At 67.9% G+C, this 19,551-nt stretch carries 10 protein-coding genes and 2 tRNA genes; 6 read left to right on the plus strand and 6 right to left on the minus strand.

Annotated elements, in window-relative coordinates; genetic code table 11:
* Window positions 1-42: 42 nt before the first annotated feature.
* From QFZ60_RS16915 to QFZ60_RS16930, 4 genes are all read right to left on the minus strand, one after another.
* Entirely contained in the window at window positions 43-2,907 is a 2,865-nt protein-coding gene (locus QFZ60_RS16915; protein ID WP_307091965.1) for a hypothetical protein, read from the minus strand.
* Window positions 2,907-3,644 (minus strand): ABC transporter ATP-binding protein, encoded by a 738-nt coding sequence (locus tag QFZ60_RS16920; protein WP_307091967.1) that lies wholly within the window; start codon window positions 3,642-3,644, stop codon window positions 2,907-2,909. Before QFZ60_RS16920 ends, QFZ60_RS16915 begins: the two co-directional genes overlap by 1 nt.
* On the minus strand, window positions 3,641-4,246 hold the full coding sequence (locus QFZ60_RS16925; protein ID WP_307091969.1) for a PadR family transcriptional regulator: 606 nt from the start codon (window positions 4,244-4,246) through the stop codon (window positions 3,641-3,643). Before QFZ60_RS16925 ends, QFZ60_RS16920 begins: the two co-directional genes overlap by 4 nt.
* Before the next feature lie 120 nt (window positions 4,247-4,366).
* A complete protein-coding gene (locus QFZ60_RS16930; protein WP_307091970.1) occupies window positions 4,367-5,350 on the minus strand; it encodes an NAD(P)H-quinone oxidoreductase in 984 nt (327 codons plus the stop codon).
* 108 nt (window positions 5,351-5,458) lie between these two features.
* Between QFZ60_RS16930 and QFZ60_RS16935 the strand changes: the two genes are divergently transcribed.
* A tRNA-Ser gene (locus QFZ60_RS16935) sits at window positions 5,459-5,546 on the plus strand.
* Between the two features lie 436 nt (window positions 5,547-5,982).
* Window positions 5,983-10,506 carry an ExeM/NucH family extracellular endonuclease gene (locus QFZ60_RS16940; RefSeq protein WP_307091971.1) on the plus strand — a complete coding sequence of 1,508 codons (4,524 nt, stop codon included), beginning with the start codon at window positions 5,983-5,985 and terminating at the stop codon, window positions 10,504-10,506.
* Window positions 10,507-10,648: 142 nt separating this feature from the next.
* Here the strand turns inward: QFZ60_RS16940 and QFZ60_RS16945 are convergent, their stop codons facing one another.
* Window positions 10,649-12,577 carry an FAD/NAD(P)-binding domain-containing protein gene (locus QFZ60_RS16945; RefSeq protein WP_307091973.1) on the minus strand — a complete coding sequence of 643 codons (1,929 nt, stop codon included), beginning with the start codon at window positions 12,575-12,577 and terminating at the stop codon, window positions 10,649-10,651.
* A gap of 84 nt (window positions 12,578-12,661) precedes the next feature.
* On the opposite strand from QFZ60_RS16945, the gene QFZ60_RS16950 reads away from it, so the two are divergent.
* The 4 genes from QFZ60_RS16950 to QFZ60_RS16965 all read left to right on the plus strand — a co-directional run bounded on the left by QFZ60_RS16950 (window position 12,662) and on the right by QFZ60_RS16965 (window position 17,339).
* Window positions 12,662-14,920 (plus strand): prolyl oligopeptidase family protein, encoded by a 2,259-nt coding sequence (locus QFZ60_RS16950; RefSeq protein WP_307091975.1) that lies wholly within the window; start codon window positions 12,662-12,664, stop codon window positions 14,918-14,920.
* A gap of 5 nt (window positions 14,921-14,925) precedes the next feature.
* Window positions 14,926-15,456 (plus strand): GNAT family N-acetyltransferase, encoded by a 531-nt coding sequence (locus tag QFZ60_RS16955; protein ID WP_307091977.1) that lies wholly within the window; start codon window positions 14,926-14,928, stop codon window positions 15,454-15,456.
* A gap of 99 nt (window positions 15,457-15,555) precedes the next feature.
* A tRNA-Ser gene (locus QFZ60_RS16960) sits at window positions 15,556-15,644 on the plus strand.
* Between the two features lie 213 nt (window positions 15,645-15,857).
* Window positions 15,858-17,339, plus strand: a complete 1,482-nt coding sequence (locus QFZ60_RS16965; RefSeq protein ID WP_307091979.1) for an MFS transporter — start codon at window positions 15,858-15,860, stop codon at window positions 17,337-17,339.
* Here QFZ60_RS16965 and QFZ60_RS16970 read toward each other — a convergent pair.
* Entirely contained in the window at window positions 17,263-19,416 is a 2,154-nt protein-coding gene (locus QFZ60_RS16970) for an ATP-dependent DNA helicase RecQ (RefSeq protein ID WP_307093364.1), read from the minus strand. The genes QFZ60_RS16965 and QFZ60_RS16970 overlap by 77 nt on opposite strands.
* Window positions 19,417-19,551: the final 135 nt, after the last annotated feature.

The raw sequence follows: 19,551 nt of genomic DNA on the forward strand, positions 1-19,551 counted from the left end.
GTAGGCCTGATCCCAGTGATCAAAAAGACCCATTTGTGTGTCCTATTGCCGCTGGATCCACCCGCGCCGCTGCAGCGGCAGCCCGGGGCGGGTAAAAACCCAGGCGAGCGCGGCCGCGGTCAAAGGTACTGCCGCAATGAGTGCGGACAATTGCAGCCAGGGAACCTCAAGGGCTGTCCGCATGTCCGTGGACAGGACCAGCAGGACCGCGGGCATCGATCCCGCCATCGTTCCCAGGACCGCTCCAACCCCGCTGGTGAACAGTCCCTGGGACCCGGCAAGCGCCTTGCGCAGCCGTGGCGAGGCACCAACGCCGGCCAGGACCGCATGGTCCTTCCGGGCATCTGCCATCGACAGCCCCGTGGTAATGCCCGCCGCGTTGAAGGTGATGAGGGCAGCCGCGGCCACGATGGACCAGGTGATCCACTGATGTGCCTGCGAGATGCCCGCTTCCGGCTGGAAAGGCATGCCGGGCTGCCCGTAGACAGCGGCGGCCGCAGCTGAGGCTGCATCCGCCGCAGCCTCGGAGGGGTAGGTCGAAAGCTGCACGAGCACTCCTGCGGGGGCCACGTGGAGGTCCAGGCGTTCCGCGGTTTCAGGGGAGATTACGCCGTAGTAGGGCACGGGGACAGCCGGTTCCAGCACTGCCGCTGCAAGGGAGTCGCTCCTGACGGTTGCGTGGACGGTGCCAGGCCCCGAAGACGCCGGCTCGTGGGTCCGCACATCCTTCCCCTCCAGCAGTGCCCTTCCGTCACTGACGAACACCGGGTTTGTCACTACCATCCCGCCGGCGTTCAGCACCGCAAGGGCCTGCGGGGTGGCGCTGCGGCCCAGCGCCGCCCGGATGTCCTCCTCGCCGCCAACCAGGATGGCCGGCCCGGACGGTTGTTCGTTGACCAGGGAGCCGTGGCACCGCCAGTCGCCCGGGTCCAGCAGCCTTCCCTTGGGAGTCCTGGGGCACTGGTTGGCTGCAGGTTTAGCCAATGAGTACATCAGGCAGTTGGAGGTTGCGGTCCGGGCGGGCACTGTGAGGTCGCTAGGACCGTCGGGGCAGTGGCGAAGGCTCTCAGGTGCGGTGATGACCTGGGTCGATTCAACAGTGCCCAGGGCATCTGCCACCGCAGAGGAGAGTTCGTGGACATCCACCCGGACGGACGGCTGCCTGCTGCCGTCGGCTGATGCCGGCGGGTCCACGACCAGCGGCAGGTACGCCTGGTTTTGCAGGGCACTCCAGTAATGCGACTCCCGCAGCGCCGTCTGTTGGCTGGCAGAGAGAACCAGGGCCGCGCTTGCCAGGGTGGCGGCGGCGAGTACCGCTGCGACGGCGGGAACGCTGCGCCCGCGGTTCCGCGCCGAATCCCGGGCCGCCATCCGAAGGGGCAGCGGCATCCACTGGATGCGGGAGGTCAAGCGGAGGACCAGCCAGCCGGTCAGCAGCACCAGTCCGGCTACCGCCAGCACGGCGCCGAGGATGAGCAGCGTGACCACCACCGGCAGGTGCTCGGCCTGCAGGTCCGGATCGTTGGTGGACCGTCCCAAAACCCAACCGGCCGCCAACAGCCCGGCGGCAAGCACCACCGTACCGGCGCCGGCCAGGGTTGCCCGCCGGCTCTTCGCCGCCGGAGCCCGCCCGGCTTTCAGGGCACCCAGCACTGCCTGCCGGGACACCTGGCGTGCAGGCACCATGGCCGCGATGGCGCAGGATGCCAGTCCCATGGCCATGGCTGCGGCTGTCAGGAGGAGATCCGGATGCAGTCCCGGCAGCCGGGCGGATCCGTTCGCCCGGACCACGTGGACGACGACGGCAGCAGCTCCCAGCCCCACCGCGGCTCCGGCGGCAACGGCAAGGCCGCCAAGCCAGAGTCCCCCGGCGGTGACAACAGCGCGGATGGTGGCGCCTTCCGCGCCTGAGGATGCCAGCAGTGCCAGCTCACGCACCTGCTGCTTGGCGCCGACGGCGAAGGCAGCACCGGCCAGCAGGCCCACCTCCAGCAGCGCCAGCGCACCGATCATCCCGAAACTGGCGTAGATTGCCACCGCTTCCGTCGAATCATTCCGTGGAAGGGAACCGGCGACGGTCCGTTCCTCACGGGACGGCGGGTTCAGCACCACGCTGCGGGACAGCACGCCCACGCCTTTACTGTTGGCTTCCCTGACCTGCGGCCAGGTGACCGGGTCCGGGCCCACCAGGTAGTACGACACGGACTGGCGGGTCAGCGGCCCCTGGGCCAGGTCAGCGGGGACTTGGCCTTCCCGCAGGTACAGGATGCTGTTGCCGTCTGAAACGCCGGCATCGCGGATGGTGCCCACCGGGACGAAGGTTCCTGCCGACGTCGCAAATTCCTGCCCGAAGGTGAGGTTGAAACGCGTCATCAGCCCGGGCGAAGCAAGCACCTCCGTCCCGCCGCTTGGGGCCTGCCCGGCCAGGAGGCTGAATTTACCGGTGAAGGCCGGATTGAGCGCATCCACTTCGCGGCCCTGCAGTGAAACAAGGGCTTCCCCTACGCCGGTGGTCAGCTGGAGCAGGCGCTGCGGCAGGACGCCGTAGCCTGCCGGGATGGCGTCGAAAGGGTCCGTTCGCTGGAAATCAGGGTCGAACCGGCCAGTACTGGAGGCGACCACGCCGTCATTGAGCGGATCCTGGAGGGAGTCCGCACTGGGCACCGGCAGGACGCTGAACCTGGCCTGGGTATTGCCCAGTTCGTAGTTGACGATCTCCCCCGGCGTCCGCTGGGAGCTCTGGTACAGGGTGGCGGCGCCGGTCAATCCGGCCACGGGCAGCATGATGAGCAGGATGATGAGGAGCGACCGTCCCTTGTGCCGTGCGATGTCGCGGCGTGCCAGCCGCAGGGCAACCCGGTAGCTGCTCCGGCGCCCTTGCGGCACCGGAGCGAGGTCCAGGGGCATCAGAGTCCGGCCTGCGTCAGGAGCATGGCGGGATCGTGCATGGCTGCGGCCTGGTCGATGATGCGTCCGTCGCGAAGGAAGACCACCCTGTCGGCCCAGGCTGCGTGCCTGGGTTCGTGGGTTACGAGCATGACGGCTGCACCGGCGTCGGCGCGGGCGCGCAGGACCTCCATGACGCCCTGGCCCGTCGTGGAATCCAGCGCCCCGGTGGGTTCGTCCGCCAGGATCAGGCGCCGCTTGCCGACGATGGCCCGGGCAATGGCCACGCGCTGCTGCTGGCCGCCGGACATCTGGTCCATGAACCGGTCTGCCAGTTCCAGAATTCCTACCTGCCGGAGCGCATCGGCCGCCTGCCGTTGCGCTTTCCTCGTGGATGTTCCGTCCAGTTCCAGCGGCAGCGCCACGTTTTCCGCCGCGGTCAGCGTGGGGACCAGGTTGAAGTCCTGGAAGACATATCCGACCGCACGGCGGCGCAAGCGGGCCAGTTCGTTCAGTCCCAGCCCTGCCAGGGGCGTGGACTCCACGTAGACAGCGCCCGACGTCGGCTGGTCCAGTCCGCCGGCGAGAGCCAGCAGGGAGGACTTGCCGGAGCCCGAGGGGCCCATGACGGCCACGAACTCCCCTGCTGAGATGGTGAGGTCAACGTCGCGGAGGGCGGCGACCGCCGTCGCGCGTTCCCCGAACGTCCTGCCCACCTTGGCGAGTTCAAGGACCTGCTGCGGACCCTGCACGCTCACCGGCGGCTGTCCGCATTGAGCGGGGCGTCTTCCGTGGCCCCGTTGGACGTTTTCCGTGCTCCACCCGCCGCAGCGGCCTGGGCCTGCTGGACCATCCTGGCCTCGCAGAGGTCCAGCCAGCGGACTTCCGCTTCGGTCTGGAAGATCAGCGAATCGAGGACCAGCAGCCAGGCGGTGTCCGTGGCCCGCTGGTTGGCGGCCGTGTCGCGGCGCGCCTTGGTGTAGTCCTGAAGCGCCCTGATCGACGCCACGCGCTGAGCTTGGATGATGGCCTGGACATCCACACCGGGCAGGGTGACGGCGAGCGCGAGCTTGATGGCAAGCTCGTTGCGCGGCGGGTTGTTCCGCTCCACGGGGGCGGCGAACCAACTCCGCACCTCGGCCTTGCCGGCGGGGGTGATGCTGTAGACGACGTGCCCTTCGCCGTCGTCGCCCTCCTTGGCCACCAAGGCGTCGCGCTCCAGCCGGTCAAGCGTGGTGTACACCTGCCCGATGTTCAGGGGCCACGTGGCTCCGGTGCGGTTCTCGAACTCGACCCGCAGCTGGTAGCCGTAACGCGGCTGGTCCTGCAGCAGGGCGAGGAGACTGTGGCGAATGGACATTGTGCTCCCCCGGGCTGGTCGATACCGGCATGCACAGGCCCCCAAGACCCGTGCATACCGCGTATAGGAAGCCTAATGGGGATGGCAGCTGAAGGCAATACCCGGTATGTAACGCCGGTGCTACATGACCAGAAGGACTTTGCCCACGTGGTCGCCGCTGTCGAAATAGCGGTGCGCCGCGGCCACCTGGTCCAGCGGGAACGTCTTGGCAACCAGCGGGCGGATCCTGCCATCGGCCACCAGCGGCCAGACAGCATCCCGGACAGCAGTCATGATGGCGCCCTTTTCCGCCACGGGCCGGGGCCGCAGGGCGGTGGCCACCACGGCCGCGCGCTTCTTCAGCAACAGGCCAAGGTCCAGCTCACCCTTGGTGCCACCCTGCAGGCCGATCACCACCAGGCGCCCGTAGTCTGCCAAGGCATCCACGTTCTGCTGCAGGTACTTGGCACCCACCACGTCCAGGATGACGTCCGCCCCCTTGCCGTCATTCTGCCGCCGAAGACTTTCCGGGAAGTCCTCCTCGGCGTAATTGATGGCAATGTCAGCTCCAAGGAAGGCCTTGGCAGTGCTGACCTTTTCCTCCGTGCCGGCCGTGGTGGCCACCCTGGCACCGAAGGCCTTGGCAAGCTGGATGGCCATGGTGCCGATCCCGCCAGTAGCCCCGTGGATGAGGACAGTTTCACCAGCCTGCAGCTGCGCGGTCATGATCAGGTTGGAGTAGACCGTTGCGGCCACCTCCGGCAGCGACGCCGCGGTGACCAGGTCCACCCCTTCCGGAACCCGCAGGACCTGTTCGGCCGGAACCGCCACCTGCTGGGCGTAGCCGCCGCCGGCCAGCAGGGCCACCACCTTGTCCCCCAGCGAGAAGGGCTTGCTGACACCGGGGCCAAAGCCTGCGATCCGGCCCGACACTTCCAGCCCGGGGATTTCGGAGGCTCCGGGCGGCGGCGGGTAGAAACCCCTGCGCTGCTGGACATCAGCCCGGTTCAGGCCCGCGGCCACCACATCAATGAGCACCTCGCCCTGGCCGGGCACCGGCGCATCCACGTCCCGGACTTCCAGCACTTCCGGGCCGCCCGGTTCCGATATGTAGACGGCTTTCATGGACCTCTCCCGTTCCTGACTCAAATCCTGGCTGCAACCAGTCTGCACCGGTCACCAACCCCGGCCTGTTTTGTTGCAGGCAAGTGCCTATGAAACACTACTAGCTGAGGAAGGTTGTCCGAGCGGCCGAAGGAGCTGGTCTTGAAAACCAGTGTGCGGTAACCCCGTACCAAGAGTTCGAATCTCTTACCTTCCGCGGAAGAAACCCCTGGCAGCCGGCAACGGCCGCCAGGGGTTTCCTGCTTTAACTTTCCGGGTCCTGAACTTCCGGGCCGCGCCTGTTGCAGGCGCGTAAATTCTTTGGATTAATCCGCTGCCAAACCCTGGACCGAAAGCTACCCGCGGGTATCGTTTGTGATTGCCGGCACACCTGGGGGTTTTCCGGTGACATCACTCCCGCCAACAGCACCTCCGGTTCGGGCCAGGCAGGTCCGGGCCGGAGAGCGGGCCGCTCCGCTGGGGAACGTCCCGCCGAATGCACGCTCCATCCACCCTGCGTTCATTCAGTGCTGTTGTCATGTGCCGGACACCCACTTGACCAGGAGCAGGATCCGGGCCCCAGTCCGATTGGTACAGCCGGACGCACTCCACCGGGTCCCCCACCGGGGACACCTCAATGAAAGTAAGAGCGGATGCATCAAACACCTTGGAAGTTAGCGCTGGGCACAGCGTTGTCAGCGGGGCTCATCGCAGCCCCGCTGACAGCTGTCCCGGCGGCCGCGGAGGTCTCAGCCGCGGCCGGCACCTCCCCCGTTGTCATCAACGAGGCCTACTTGAGCGGCGGCAGCAGCGGGGCCGCCTACAAGAACAAATTCGTGGAGCTGTACAACCGCTCCGACGCTCCTGTTTCCCTGGACGGCTGGTCCGTTCAGTACCGTTCCGGCACCGGCACCGCGGCTCCAACGGGGGTCGCCGCCCTGTCAGGTTCGATTCCCGCCAAGGGCTACTACCTGGTACAGGGCAGCAGCAACGGCACCAACGGCGCCGACCTGCCGGCGCCGGACCTCGTTGCCGGCGCCCTTAACTTCAGCGGCAGCAGCGGCACCATCGTGCTCGCCAAACAGCCCACCGCCGTCGGCCTCCCCACCGGCTCCGCGGTGGAAACGACGGGCGTGGCCGACCTCCTGGGCTATGGCACCTCCAACACCTTCGAGACCCGGGCCGCCGCGGCACCTGCATCAAACACGGACGTGAAGAGCCTCAACCGGACCGCGGGCGCGGACAGCAACAGCAACGCCGCGGACTTCACGCTCAACGCCTCCGTCACGCCGGCTTCCTCCGGCGGCACCGCTCCGGATCCGACGCCGGTCCCCGCCCCCGACCCCGTGGCCAGGGCCATCGCGGAAATCCAGGGCACCGGGACGGAAAGCCCCCTGGCCGGCGTCACCGTCACCACCAAGGGCAAAGTCACCGCAGCCTTCCCCACGGGCGGGCTCAACGGCTATTACCTCCAGACCCCCGGCACCGGCGGCGACCTGACGGCCACCAACCACTCAGCCTCCGACGGCATCTTCGTCTACTCCCCGGCCACAGCGGCCTCAGTGCAGGCCGGTGACTACGTCCAGGTAACCGGCACCGTGGCCGAGTACTACGGCATGACCCAACTCAACGTCACAGCCGAAACCGGGCTTACCAAGCTCAGCGACGCGGCTCCCGAAGTCAAGCCGGCACTCTTCACCCTGCCCGCCAGCGAGGCCTTCCGTGAGTCGCTGGAAGGCATGCTCCTGGCACCCCAGGGACCTCTGACCGTAAGCGACAACTACAGCCTGAACCAGTACGGCGAGATTGGCCTGGCCGGCGGAACCACTCCCCTGGTGCAGCCCACCGCCGTGGCGCCGTACGGCTCACCTGAGTACGCCGCCGTCGTCGCGGACAATGCTGCCCGGGGCATCAAGCTCGACGACGGGTCCAGCACCAACTTCCTCAAGGACGCCACCACCAAGGCCGAGGTGCTGCCTTACCTCACCACCACGGACCCGGTCCGGGTGGGCTCACCGGTCAGCTTCACCACCAATGTGGTGCTGGGCTACGCCAACAACTCCTGGAAGCTCCAGCCGCTGACCCACCTCACCGAAGCCAACAAGGCTACGGTCCAGCCCGCCAGCTTCGGGGCCACCCGCACCGAAGCTCCCGCGCCGGTGGGCGGCAACGTGAAGATCGCGTCCTTCAACGTCCTGAACTACTTCCCCACCACGGGCGACACGTTGTCCGGGTGCACGTTCCATGAGGACCGCGACGGCAACCCGATCACGGTCCGCGGCGGCTGTGACGCCCGCGGCGCCGCCAACGCCGGGAACTTCAAGCGCCAGCAGGACAAGATCGTCTCCGCCATCACCAAATCCGGCGCCGACGTGGTGACCCTGATGGAAGTCGAGAACTCCGCGCAGTTCGGCAAGAACCGGGACGATGCCCTGGCCAAACTGGTGGAAGCCCTCAACATCCCCTCCCCCGGCATCTGGGACTACGTCCGCTCCCCTGCCAACGCTCCGCCGCTGGCTGACGAGGACATGATCCGCACCGCGTTCATCTACAAAAAGGCCGTGACCGAACCCGTAGGTGAATCCATCATCCACAACGACACCGTGGCCTTTGCCAGCGCCCGCAAGCCGTTGGCCCAGGTCTTCAGGCCTGTGGACGGCGGAGCCGGCACCGAATTCATCGCCATCGCCAACCACTTCAAGTCCAAGGGCTCGGCTGCAACCCCTGACGACACCGACAAGGGCCAGGGCGCCTCGAACCTCGCCCGCACTGCCCAGGCGCAGTCCCTGCTGGCATTCGCAGACGAACTGCAGAAGTCCAAGGGCACCGACAAAGTGTTCCTGGCCGGTGACTTCAATTCGTACGGCAAGGAAGACCCGATCAATGTCCTCACCGGCGCGGGGTATGTCAACCAGGACGACAAGGCCCGCAACGCAGACGGATCAGCCAAGCATTCCTACCTTTTCGGCGGCCTGGTGGGGTCCCTGGACCACATCCTTGCCTCCCCCGCCGCCAACGCCGTGGTCAGCGGCGCCGACATCTGGAACATCAACTCCGTGGAATCCGTGGCGCTGGAATACAGCCGCTACAACAACAACATCACCAACTACTACGCCCCGGACCAGTTCCGTGCCAGCGACCACGACCCCGTGGTGGTGGGCCTGAACCTGGCGTCCACACCTGCCACCGTTGACCTCAACCTCCTGAACATCAACGACTTCCACGGCAGGATCGACACCAACACGGTCCAGTTCGCCGGCACCATCGAGAAGCTGCGGGCCGCGGCCGCTCCCGGCGCCACGGCTTTCCTGTCCGCCGGTGACAACATCGGCGCTTCCCTGTTCGCCTCGGCAGTTGCCAAGGACCAGCCCACCATCGATGTTCTCAACGCCCTGGAACTGAAGGCGTCTGCCGTGGGCAACCACGAGTTCGACGGCGGCTGGGCCGACCTGCGGGACCGCGTCATCGCGGGCGGCACCAACGCCAAGTTCCCCTACCTGGGTGCGAACGTCTACAGGAAGGGCACCACCGAACCGGTGCTGCCCGAGTATACGGTGCTGGACCTTAACGGCATCAAGGTCGCCGTGATCGGCACGGTTACCCAGGAGGTTCCGTCCCTGGTGACGCCGGCCGGCATCGCCGACCTCGACTTCGGGGACCCGGTGGACGCGATCAACCGGGTGGCCGCAAAGATCACGGCGGACAAGCTGGCGGACGTGATCATCGTGGAGGATCACGACGGCGCCGGCTCGGGTGTGGTGGAAGGCGCCACACTGGAGCAGGAAGTGGCAGCCGGCGGCCCGTTCGCGAAGCTGGTCACCGAAACGTCCCCCGAGGTGGATGCGATCTTCACCGGCCACACGCACAAGGAATACGCCTGGGACGCACCCGTTCCCGGCGCAGCGGGCAAGACCCGTCCCATCGTGCAGACCGGAAACTACGGCGAGAACGTGGGCCAGATCCAGCTGACCGTGGACACCGCCAGCAAGGAGGTGACGGCGTACAAGGCCGGTAACGTCAAACGCACCGCTGACGCTGCTGCTGACCTGGTTGCCGCATACCCGCGGGTCGCCGCAGTGGATGCCATTGTCAAGAAGGCCCTGGCGGACGCGGCCGTTGTGGGCAACCAGCCCATCGGCTCGGTCACCAAGGACATCACCACCGCGTTCACCACAGACGCCGCCGGTACCCCCAAGCGCGATGACCGCGGCAGCGAATCCACCCTGGGCAACCTGGTGGCCGACTCCCTGCTCTCTTCCCTGCAGCCGGCTGAGCTCGGCGGTGCGGAGATCGGGGTCGTCAATCCCGGCGGCCTGCGCAACGAGCTGTACTACGCTCCGGACGGCACCATCACCTACGCCGAGGCCAATGCGGTGCTGCCGTTCGTGAACAACCTGTGGACCACGTCCCTGACCGGGGCGCAGTTCAAGACGCAGCTGGAACAGCAGTGGCAGACCAACCCGGACGGCACGGTTCCCAGCCGCGCCTACCTGCAGCTGGGCCTGTCAAAAAACGTGAACTACACCTATGACGCCGCCCGCGCAGCCGGGGACCGCATCACCTCGGTTTGGGTGAACGGTGAACTGCTGGACCCGGCCAGGTCCTACCGGGTGGGCACGTTCAGCTTCCTGGCAACCGGCGGCGACAACTTCCGGATCTTCACGGAGGGCACCAACACCCGCGATTCCGGGCTGGTGGACCGGGACGCGTGGATGGGGTACCTCCAGCAGAGCAGCCCCGTTTCCCCGGACTTCGCCCGGCGTTCGGTCGCAGTCACCAACACCACCGCCGCTGGGGCCAAGCCCGGCGAACCGGTCACGCTGGCCGTGTCCAAGCTCGACCTGACGTCCCTGGGCAGCCCGGTGAACACGGCACTGGAGGCCTCGTTCACCGACGCCGCCGGCACCGTGACCCGGTTGGGCACCGTTCCGGTTGCCTCCGGCGCGGCCGCCGTAAACCTGGCGGTCCCGGCCGGGGCAGCGGAGGGCGCGGCCACACTGCTGCTCACCGCCGTCGAGTCCGGCACCGTAGTGAAGGTCGCCGTCCTGGTCGGGGCGGAAACCCCCACTGAGCCGGTGTGCGTGCTGCCGGTCAAGCCCACCCGCCCGGCCGATCTTAGGGGCCAGGCCAACTACGGGCAGGCCATGGCCGCCTACCGTGCCTGCCTGCGGGGCTAACGGAAAGGCACCCCGACGGCGCTGCCACGCGCCCGGCGTAACAACAGCGCCCGCTCGCCATTGGTGAGCGGGCGCTGTTGTTTTAACGGTCAAAGGTGAGCGGGCGTTTGGAGAATCATTGCCAAAGGTGAGCGGGCGTGGGTCAGCTGCCGAGGATGGCTGCCGCGATCTCGTCGGCATCCCGGAGGGTCCGCTGGCCGCTGCGGTAGGCGGGGCTGCCGGGTTGGAGGGCTTCGGCCGCGATGGCGGTACCCCACTGGGTGGAGGACAACTGGAGGCCCAGCACGTACAGGTTTTCCGTTACCGACCCGTTGGCGGCAACCGGGCGGTACGGGTGGGGCTCCACGTCCAGACCGGTGGACTCGACGGGAGCGCCTTCTGCGGCCATCATGAGCCGGGGCCGCACCAGCCCATCGGACAGCAACTGCTCCAGGACCGGCGAATCGTTGGCCGACACCCGGTTGCCCGGGGCAAGGGCTTCCACCATGGTCCGCGCCATGACCGGGGGACCCGCAACCCACGGCGAGGAAGCAGTGAACGTCCCGGACTTCCGGTCCACTCCGAATTTGGGGTCCGGCCCCACAAAACTGACGACGCCGGCCCTGGCCAGTGCGGCCAGCTGTTCGGCGCGCAGCGCCGGCGGCCCGCTGGCGAGGCCCTCCACGAAGGACTCAAACCAGCCACGCAGCCCGGCGACCCAGGACTCGTCGGTGATGCCGCCGTCGGCCACTGCCGTTTTGAGGACGGCCCGCCCGTGGTGCAGCGCGGCGATGGCCATTTTGACGGGGTCGTCCTCGCCGAGGGCTGAACGGCGCGCATCGTCCAGCAGGAATTCCACCACTGCTGCGTCATGCTCCCGACGGGACGCGAACGAGCGGCCCGCCAGCGGGGCCGCCAAGCCCGGCAGGTCCAGGCGGTGCCGAGGACCGACGTGGACGGCCAGGACGCTCTCCACGTTGTCTTCCCATTTGGTGGCGCTGTGCGCGTGCGGCTGCAGGGCTTCCTCCAGCGCCGCGAGGAAGGCCTTCGCATCCGGGACCGCGGCCGGCTGCGAGCGCACGAGCGTCGAGTAGTAGGCCCAGAGGGCGTCGCGGTGCAGGAGCGGCCACAGGTCGTGGTCGAACGAGGGCCGGATTCCCGCCTTCGCCAGCCGCTCCAAGGCGGCCTCCGTGAGGTAGCGGAGCGTGACGGACCTGGCGTAGTAGCCGTCAAGGGCTGCTTTGGCCCGGTAAGGGGTCCCGCGCCGGGAAGCAGCAATAATCCGGGGTTCCTGGCCGGACGGTTCATACTCGAGGCGGCTGCCCGTGGACACGAATTTCCCGCCGCGGCCTTCGGTGAGCTGCCCCATCGTGTCAAAGAAGTTCAGGCCCATGCCGCGCACCAGGACGGGCTCACCCGCGGGGATCCGGGACCAGTCCACGTCCGCTGGCACGGCAGGGGGAAAGTACTGCAGACCCAGCTGCGAGGCTGCGGCCTGCAGCTCGCGCTGTTCCGGATTCAGCCGCGACGGGATGTGCCCCAGGGCCAGCACCACGGCGCTGGCGCGCAGCGTCGCTCCGGTGACGAGGCCGACGTCGTACCTTCCGTCCCCCACGGGACGCACCGACTGTGCAGACGTGTCGTGGAATTCGACCGTGACGCCGTCGGGAGCCTTGCCCAGCAGTTCCTCCAGCGTGCACTGAAGGTAGCGTCCGTACAGGGCGCGGCTGGGAAAGTCGTTCGACTCGAGCACCGCCAGTTCCGCCCGTTCCTCGCCGGTGAGGGCCGGCAGCGGGTCCCGCTGCTGCTGCGCCCGCCACTGGTCGAACGTGGTGCCGGCAACCGGTGCGGGCAGCGACGGGTCCTGCGGGATCAGGGTGGGGTAGAACGACTGGGTGTTCATGAGGAACAGCCGGGACTGACCGGGCTGCCACACGTGTCCGGGGCCTGCCGGGTACGGGTCGACCACGTCGATGTGCAGCCGCACGGAGGCGCCCGCTGCGGCGGTGTGGGCGAGCAGCCGCTCCAGCACGCTGGTGCCACGGGGGCCGCCGCCGATGATGACGGCCCGGTTGCTCTGCGATAATTCCACGGCATCCAGCGTACGGGCTGGAAGCGGAGTATGCCGCGGCCGCTTGACTTGCCAGCCTTGGGGGATGTTGTTTGGATGGGCCACATGACCACCACAGCAGCTGATCAAGCGTCCCTTCCCGGTTCCGGCCAGGACACCCGCGGCACCGCACCGCAGGGAACGGCACCGGTGCCCGTCGACGAAAATGTGTGGCTGGAGGACATCTACGGCGAGGAACAGCTGGCCTGGGTCAGGGAGCAGAATTCCCGGACCGAGGACCTGCTGGAGGACTCCGGCTACGCCGAACTGGAGAACAGCATCCTGGAGGTCCTGGACTCCACGGACCGGATCGCCATGGTGGGCAAGCGCGGCGACTGGTACTACAACTTCTGGAAGGACAGCGGGAACCCCAAGGGCCTCTGGCGGCGCACCACCTGGGAGAGCTACCTCACCGACTCCCCCGAATGGGACGTCCTGCTGGATGTTGACGAACTGTCCCGGGCCGAAGGGGAAGAGTGGGTGTTCCACGGGGCCACGTTCCTGCGCCCCGCGGCCGGCCAGCCCTACCGCCTGGCGCTGCTTGCCCTCTCCCCCGACGGCGGCGACGCCAACCGCTACCGTGAGTTCGACGTCGAGGCGCGCGGCTTCGTTGATCCCGCCCGGGGCGGGTTCGACCTGCCCACCGCGAAGGGCAATGTGTCATGGCTGGACGCCGATACGCTCCTGGTGTCCTCCACCGCAGAGGGCCTGCCCAAAACCGCATCCTCCTATGCCCGTACCGCGGTGACCCTGAAGCGCGGTGACTCCCTGGCCGCGGCCCCGCGCCTGTTCGAGGTGCCGGAAGAGCACATGATGGCGTTTGCGGCGCACGATTCCACACCCGGATTTGAGCGCACCTTCGCCGTGGACTACATAGACTTCTTCAACCGGACCAACTTTGTGCTGCGGGACGGGGACTGGGTGCAGATTGATGTGCCCACCGACGTCAACATCAGCGCGCACCGGGAATGGCTGCTCTTCCGCCCCCAGCAGGACTGGGTCCTGGACGGCACCACCTACCCGTCCGGATCACTCCTGGCCGCCAACTTCGAGGACTACCTTTCCGGCAGCCCGCAGCTCATTGTGCTGTTCACTCCGGATGACCACACGTCGCTTCAGTCCTGGAGCTGGACCCGGAACTTCCTGCTGCTCAACCTGCTCAGGGACGTTTCCTCGGAAATCCGGGTGCTGGACCCCTCCCGGCCCACTGGCCATGCGGACGGCGGCTGGGCGGCCAGCCTCCTTGATGCCTGCCCGCCGCTGCATGACGTGAACGCCTACGCCGTGGACGACGAGGACGAGGGACCGGCCGACGGCGGCGCCGGCGAGGACTTCTGGCTCGTCGCCACCGGCTTCACCACCCCCACCACCCTCATGCGCGGCACCCTGGAAAGGGCCTGGGACGGGCATGACGACGCCGGGACGTCCGGCGTGGTGAGCCGGCACGCCACCATCAAGACCTCGCCGTCGTTCTTTGCCGACGGTGACTATGAGGTGGAGCAGCACTTCGCCGTGTCCGACGACGGCACCCGGGTCCCGTACTTCCAGATAGCTCCGCGCGGGCTGGCTTTGGACGGGCAGAACCCCACCCAGCTGTCCGGCTACGGCGGGTTTGAGGTTTCCCGGACGCCCGCCTACAGCGGCACGGTGGGCCGGGCATGGCTGGAGCGGCGGACCACGCTGTCGGATGCAAGCGACGGCAAGGCACCCCACTCCCGCGGCGGTGTCTATGTGGTGGCGAACATCCGTGGCGGCGGCGAGTACGGGCCGGCATGGCACCGGGCCGCGCTGAAGGAAAACCGGCGCCGTGCCTACGAGGACTTCGCCGCTGTGGCCCGCGACCTGATCTCTCGCGGGGTCACATCTCCCCGGCGGCTGGGCTGCGTGGGCGGCTCCAACGGCGGCCTCCTGGTGGGAAACATGCTCACCCGCTACCCCGAACTGTTCCGGGCCGTCTCCTGCGGGGTGCCCCTGCTGGACATGCGCCGGTACACCAAGCTCTCCGCCGGGCATTCCTGGATTGCCGAGTACGGGGACCCGGACGTCCCCGAACAGTGGGAGTACATCAGGACCTTCTCGCCCTACCACCTGCTCAAGGACGCGGTGGAGTACCCGGAGACCTTCATCTGGACTGCAACATCGGACGACCGGGTGGGCCCGGTGCAGGCGCGCAAGATGGCAGCCCGGATGCTGGCCATGGGCATTCCCAACGTGTGGTTCCACGAAGCGTTGGAAGGCGGCCATGCGGGTGCCTCGGACAACCGTCAGGCCGCCGCGCTCCAGGCACGCAGCCAGCACTTCCTGTGGAAGGCGCTGGCAGGCTGACCGCTATGGAATCCGGGTTGGCCGTCCGCCGGGCCGGCGCCGGGGACATCGAACAACTGGCCCAGGTGCACGTCCGCTGCTGGCAGGAAACCTACCGGGGCATGCTGTCCGATGCTTTCCTCGCTGCAGTGGATCCGGCAGACCGGCTGCGGCTCTGGCGGCACCTGCTGGGCCGGCCCGAACCTGCCGAGGTGTGGGTGGCATGCGACGGCGCGACGGTGGTCGGGTTCGCGGGTGCACGGCTCCTGCCGGCTCCCGGTTCCCCCGAAGGACACCCGCCGCCGTCCTCGGGTGATTTGGAACTGTGGGGGTTGTACCTGCTGGCGTCACACCAGGGCCTTGGGCTGGGCCGGCGCCTGCTCACGGCGGCCCTGGACACCAAGGCGGCAAGTCTGTGGGTGGCCGCCGGGAACGGCCGCGCCATCGGTTTCTACCGCCGTTTCGGCTTTGAACCCGATGGCGCCCGGGACATCCTGCCGGACTGGGAGGACCTGCCGGAGATCCGCATGGTGCGCCCCGTGCAGCGTTTCCCGTAAGCTGCCCGGATCGCGGCCGGCGTCCCAGGGCTTTGGCAGTGACCGTTTTGCACTGCATGGCCGGATCTGCGTATCCTTGGTGGGCTAGGAATAGCAATTGGAGACGTGCCAGAGCGGCCGAATGGACTTCACTGCTAATGAAGGGTCGGGGTTAAACTCGACCGGGGGTTCAAATCCCCCCGTCTCCGCGTTTGGCCCCGGTCCACTGGACCGGGGCCTTTTGCGTTTCCCGGCGCCCCGCGGCCGGCCATAAGCCCGTTCGCAGATCAGCGCGTTGTAGGTTCGGATGCGCGGACAAGCTTCTGAGAGCGTGGGCGCCGCTTTCGCCTCCCGCGGGAACGCGCTGTCCGGACAGCGGACGGGGAAGGCGCCTGCCTCTGCCGCAGTGGCAGGATTGGCCCATGGCGGCACGCAGCAAATCACACCAACCGGACGTCGCCCGGGCGGCATGGAACCCACGACTGGCACTTCTCGTGGCGGCAACGTTCTTCATGGAATTCCTGGACGGCACGGTCCTCACCACGGCCATCCCCAGCATTTCGGCAGATTTGGCCGTTCCCGCCGCCGACGTCAACATCACCATGACCGCGTACCTGTTGACGGTAGCCGTCGGCATTCCCATCAGCGGCTGGCTGGCGGAGCGGTTCGGCGCAAGGCGGATCTTCTGCGCGGCCATCGCCGTCTTCACGCTCGCTTCCCTGGCCTGCGCCCTTAGCCAGGACCTGGCCACGCTGACGCTGAGCCGGGTCGCCCAGGGCGTTGGCGGGGCCATGATGGTTCCGGTGGGGACCCTGGTGGTCCTGCGCGGAACCCCGAAATCCGAGTTGTTGCGCGCCACCGCCTTCCTGGTGTGGCCCGGACTCCTGGCGCCGGTCCTGGCACCGCTGGTGGGCGGGGCGCTCACTACGTACCTTTCCTGGCACTGGATCTTCCTGATGAACATCCCCCTGGGTGCCGCCGCATTTCTCGCCGCCCTGCGCCTGGTCCCAGCAGCACCCGGGGATTCCGGCCGGCGGCTCGACTGGCCCGGGATGGTCCTGACCACCGTGGGGGTGGGCGCCCTGGTGGCCGGCCTGGAGCTGGCCAGCAGCCACCCGGACCTCCCCTGGGCCGGAATCAGTGCTGCTGCCGGGATTGCCGCACTGACCGGAGCCGTGCTGTGGATGCGGCGGACGCCCCATCCGCTGTTCAACCTGCAGGTCTTCCGTACCCGGACCTTCCGGGCGATGGCCACGGGCGGGTTTGTGTACCGGGTGACCATCAGTTCGGTCCCGTTCCTGCTTCCGCTGATGCTCCAGACCGGGTTCGGCTGGTCTCCGCTGCATGCCGGCGCCCTGGTGGCAGCCGTGTTCATTGGGAACATCGGGATCAAGCCGGCCACCACCCCGCTGATCCGGAAGTTCGGTTTCAAGGCGATGCTGGTGTTCGCCTCGCTGGGGTCCGCCGTCACCTTCGCTCTCTGCGCCCTCCTCACACCGGAGACCCCTGAAGCGTTGATGGTGGTTCTGATGGTGTGCAGCGGAGCCTTCCGCTCCATCGGCTTCTCGGCTTATGCCTCCGTGCAGTACGCCGACATCCCCCCGGCACAGCTGACCTCCGCCAACACTGTTTCCGCCACGCTGGTACAACTCGGCACGGGTTCGGGTATCGCGGTGGCTGCCCTGCTCATCCGGACCTTCGACGGGCTGCCCTTTGGACCGCAGGACCCGGCCGGGCCCTTCCGCGGCGCGTTCGTGGCGATGGCTGTCCTGATGCTGGCCAGTACCGCGGACAGCCTCCTGCTCCCCCGCCACGCAGGGGCCGCCGTCAGCCGGCCTGGGCCAGAACCAGGGGAAGCACCGCTCCCGCCCCGGCAAGCCGAAGGGCGCGCCCCGCGACGGTAAGGGTCCACCGGCTGTCGGCCAGGTCATCAATCAGCATGACTGTCTGGCCCTGGACGGACTGCAGGGCGGCTTCAAGCTCGGGTCCCACCATCAGCCGGTCCCATACTCCCGCCAGTCGGTAGGCGCTGTTTCCGCCGCGGCCGCCGGTGGGGCCTCCGTGTGCCAGCTGCAGCTCACCGAGATACGGGATCCGCCCGATATCGGAAATTCCCCGCGCCAGCGAACCCACCAGCTGCGGTTTGCTGCGGGACGGCACACCCACGATGGCGGCCGGCCTGCCCGCTCCGCTCCACCCAGGGGTCCGGCTGTCGCCGGTTCCCCATTCGCGCAGCACCTGCACGCATGCCTGGAGCATCCCGGGGTCCACCGGCCGGTCCTCCGCACCGGCGGCAAACAGCTCCCGCAAAGCGCCGCCCCATCCGAGGTCCGTCAACCGGGCCAGGACACGCCCCTCCGAGAGGCCCTCTCCGGGCTTGAGTTTTCCTTTCACCGGCACTCCCAGCCGGTCCATGCCGCTGGGCCACTGAAGCCGCGGTTCAAGGACGCCGCCGGCGCGGCTCAGGGTCTGGCTGGCCGCCGCTGTGGCATCGGCTGCCACCTCCGCCGGGAACCACCGGCCCGCGCAGTTGTCGCACCGCCCGCACGGACGGGCCGTCTCATCGTCCAGGACCGAGGTGATGTACTCCATCCGGCAGCCTGCGGTGTCCTGGTAGATCACCATGGAGTCCTGCTCGTCCACCCGTGCCTCGGCAATCCGGCGGTAGCGTTCGGCGTCGTAAACCCACGGCTGGCCGGTGGACCGCCAGCCGCCGCCGACCCGTTCCACAGCGCCGTCCACCGACAACACCTTCAGCAGGAGCTCAAGCGGTGTGCGGCGAAGGTCCACCCTTGCTTCCAGTGCCACCGTGGACAGTGCGGTTCCAGCTTCGGCCAAAGCAGTCAGCACCGCCGCGGCCTTTTCCTCCGAGGGCATGGACGCGGTGGCGAAATACTGCCAGATCTCCCGGTCCTCCGCGCCGGGGAGCAGGAGGACGTCAGCGTTGGCAGCACCACGGCCGGCACGCCCCACTTGCTGGTAGTAAGCCACGGGCGAGGACGGCGCCCCGAGGTGGACCACGAAACCCAGATCGGGCTTGTCGAAGCCCATTCCCAGGGCGGACGTCGCCACCAGCGCCTTGACCTGGTTGTCCTTCAAGAGCTGTTCGGCCCGCTCACGGTCCGCGGGATCGGTCCGTCCGGTGTAGGCCAGCACGTTATGTCCCGCCTCCGACAACAGGCGGGCTGTGTCCTCGGCCGCGGAAACGGTAAGGGTGTAAATAATCCCGCTGCCCGGCAGATCCGCCAGGTGGGTCAAGAGCCAGCCCAGCCGCTCTTTGGAGTCGGGGAGCGAGAGGACCCCAAGGCGCAGCGAGTCGCGGCCCAGCGAACCGCGGATGGTCAGGACCCCGGCGCCGAGCTGCTCTTCGATATCGTGCACCACGCGCGAGTTGGCTGTGGCGGTGGTGGCCAGGACCGGGACCGAATCCGGCAGCCGTGTGATGAGGTCCGCGATCCGCCGGTAGTCGGGGCGGAAGTCGTGGCCCCAGTCGGAAATACAGTGGGCTTCATCGATGACCAGCAGGCCGGTCCGCCGGATCAATTCGGGCAGCTGGGTTTCCCGGAACGCGGGATTGGTCAGCCGTTCCGGGGAAACCAGGAGCACGTCCACCTCATCGGCGGCCAGCTGTTCACGGACGCTGTCCCACTCCAGCTGGTTGGCGGAGTTGATGGCCACGGCGCGTACGCCGGCGCGGGCGGCGGCGGCCACCTGGTCCCGCATCAGGGCGAGCAGCGGCGAGACGATCAGCGTTGGCCCGGCGCCCCGCCGCCGCAGCAGCAGGGATGCCACAAAGTACACGGCCGACTTGCCCCAGCCGGTGCGCTGGACCACCAAAGCCCGCCGCCCGCCGTCGACCAATGCCTCGATGGCTTCAAACTGCCCGTCGTGGAAGACCGCGTCCGGGTGCCCCACCAGGCCGCGCAGGACCTCAAGCGCCTCGGCGTGGGTGGCGGTGCCGGGTGCGCCGGGACCTGCCATGTCTGCAACGGCGGTAGCGGAAACTGTGGACGTGTACTGGTTATCGGCCATTGATTCAGTATCCCAGCACCCTCCGACACCCTGCACAGCGGCCGGCTGCTATGTGGAAAGCGGCCCCTAAGGGCGGACCTGTTA

This window comes from Arthrobacter sp. B2I5, assembly GCF_030816735.1.
Classification (GTDB): domain Bacteria; phylum Actinomycetota; class Actinomycetes; order Actinomycetales; family Micrococcaceae; genus Arthrobacter.

Excerpts from the sequence above, each read along its gene's own strand:
- QFZ60_RS16915 (WP_307091965.1), bottom strand. The coding sequence starts at position 2,907 with ATGCCCCTGGACCTCGCTCCGGTGCCGCAAGGGCGCCGGAGCAGCTAC.
- QFZ60_RS16925 (WP_307091969.1), bottom strand. The coding sequence starts at position 4,246 with ATGTCCATTCGCCACAGTCTCCTCGCCCTGCTGCAGGACCAGCCGCGT.
- QFZ60_RS16930 (WP_307091970.1), bottom strand. The coding sequence starts at position 5,350 with ATGAAAGCCGTCTACATATCGGAACCGGGCGGCCCGGAAGTGCTGGAA.
- QFZ60_RS16940 (WP_307091971.1), top strand. The coding sequence starts at position 5,983 with ATGCATCAAACACCTTGGAAGTTAGCGCTGGGCACAGCGTTGTCAGCG.
- QFZ60_RS16950 (WP_307091975.1), top strand. The coding sequence starts at position 12,662 with ATGACCACCACAGCAGCTGATCAAGCGTCCCTTCCCGGTTCCGGCCAG.
- QFZ60_RS16955 (WP_307091977.1), top strand. The coding sequence starts at position 14,926 with ATGGAATCCGGGTTGGCCGTCCGCCGGGCCGGCGCCGGGGACATCGAA.
- QFZ60_RS16965 (WP_307091979.1), top strand. The coding sequence starts at position 15,858 with ATGGCGGCACGCAGCAAATCACACCAACCGGACGTCGCCCGGGCGGCA.
- QFZ60_RS16970 (WP_307093364.1), bottom strand. The coding sequence starts at position 19,416 with ATGGCAGGTCCCGGCGCACCCGGCACCGCCACCCACGCCGAGGCGCTT.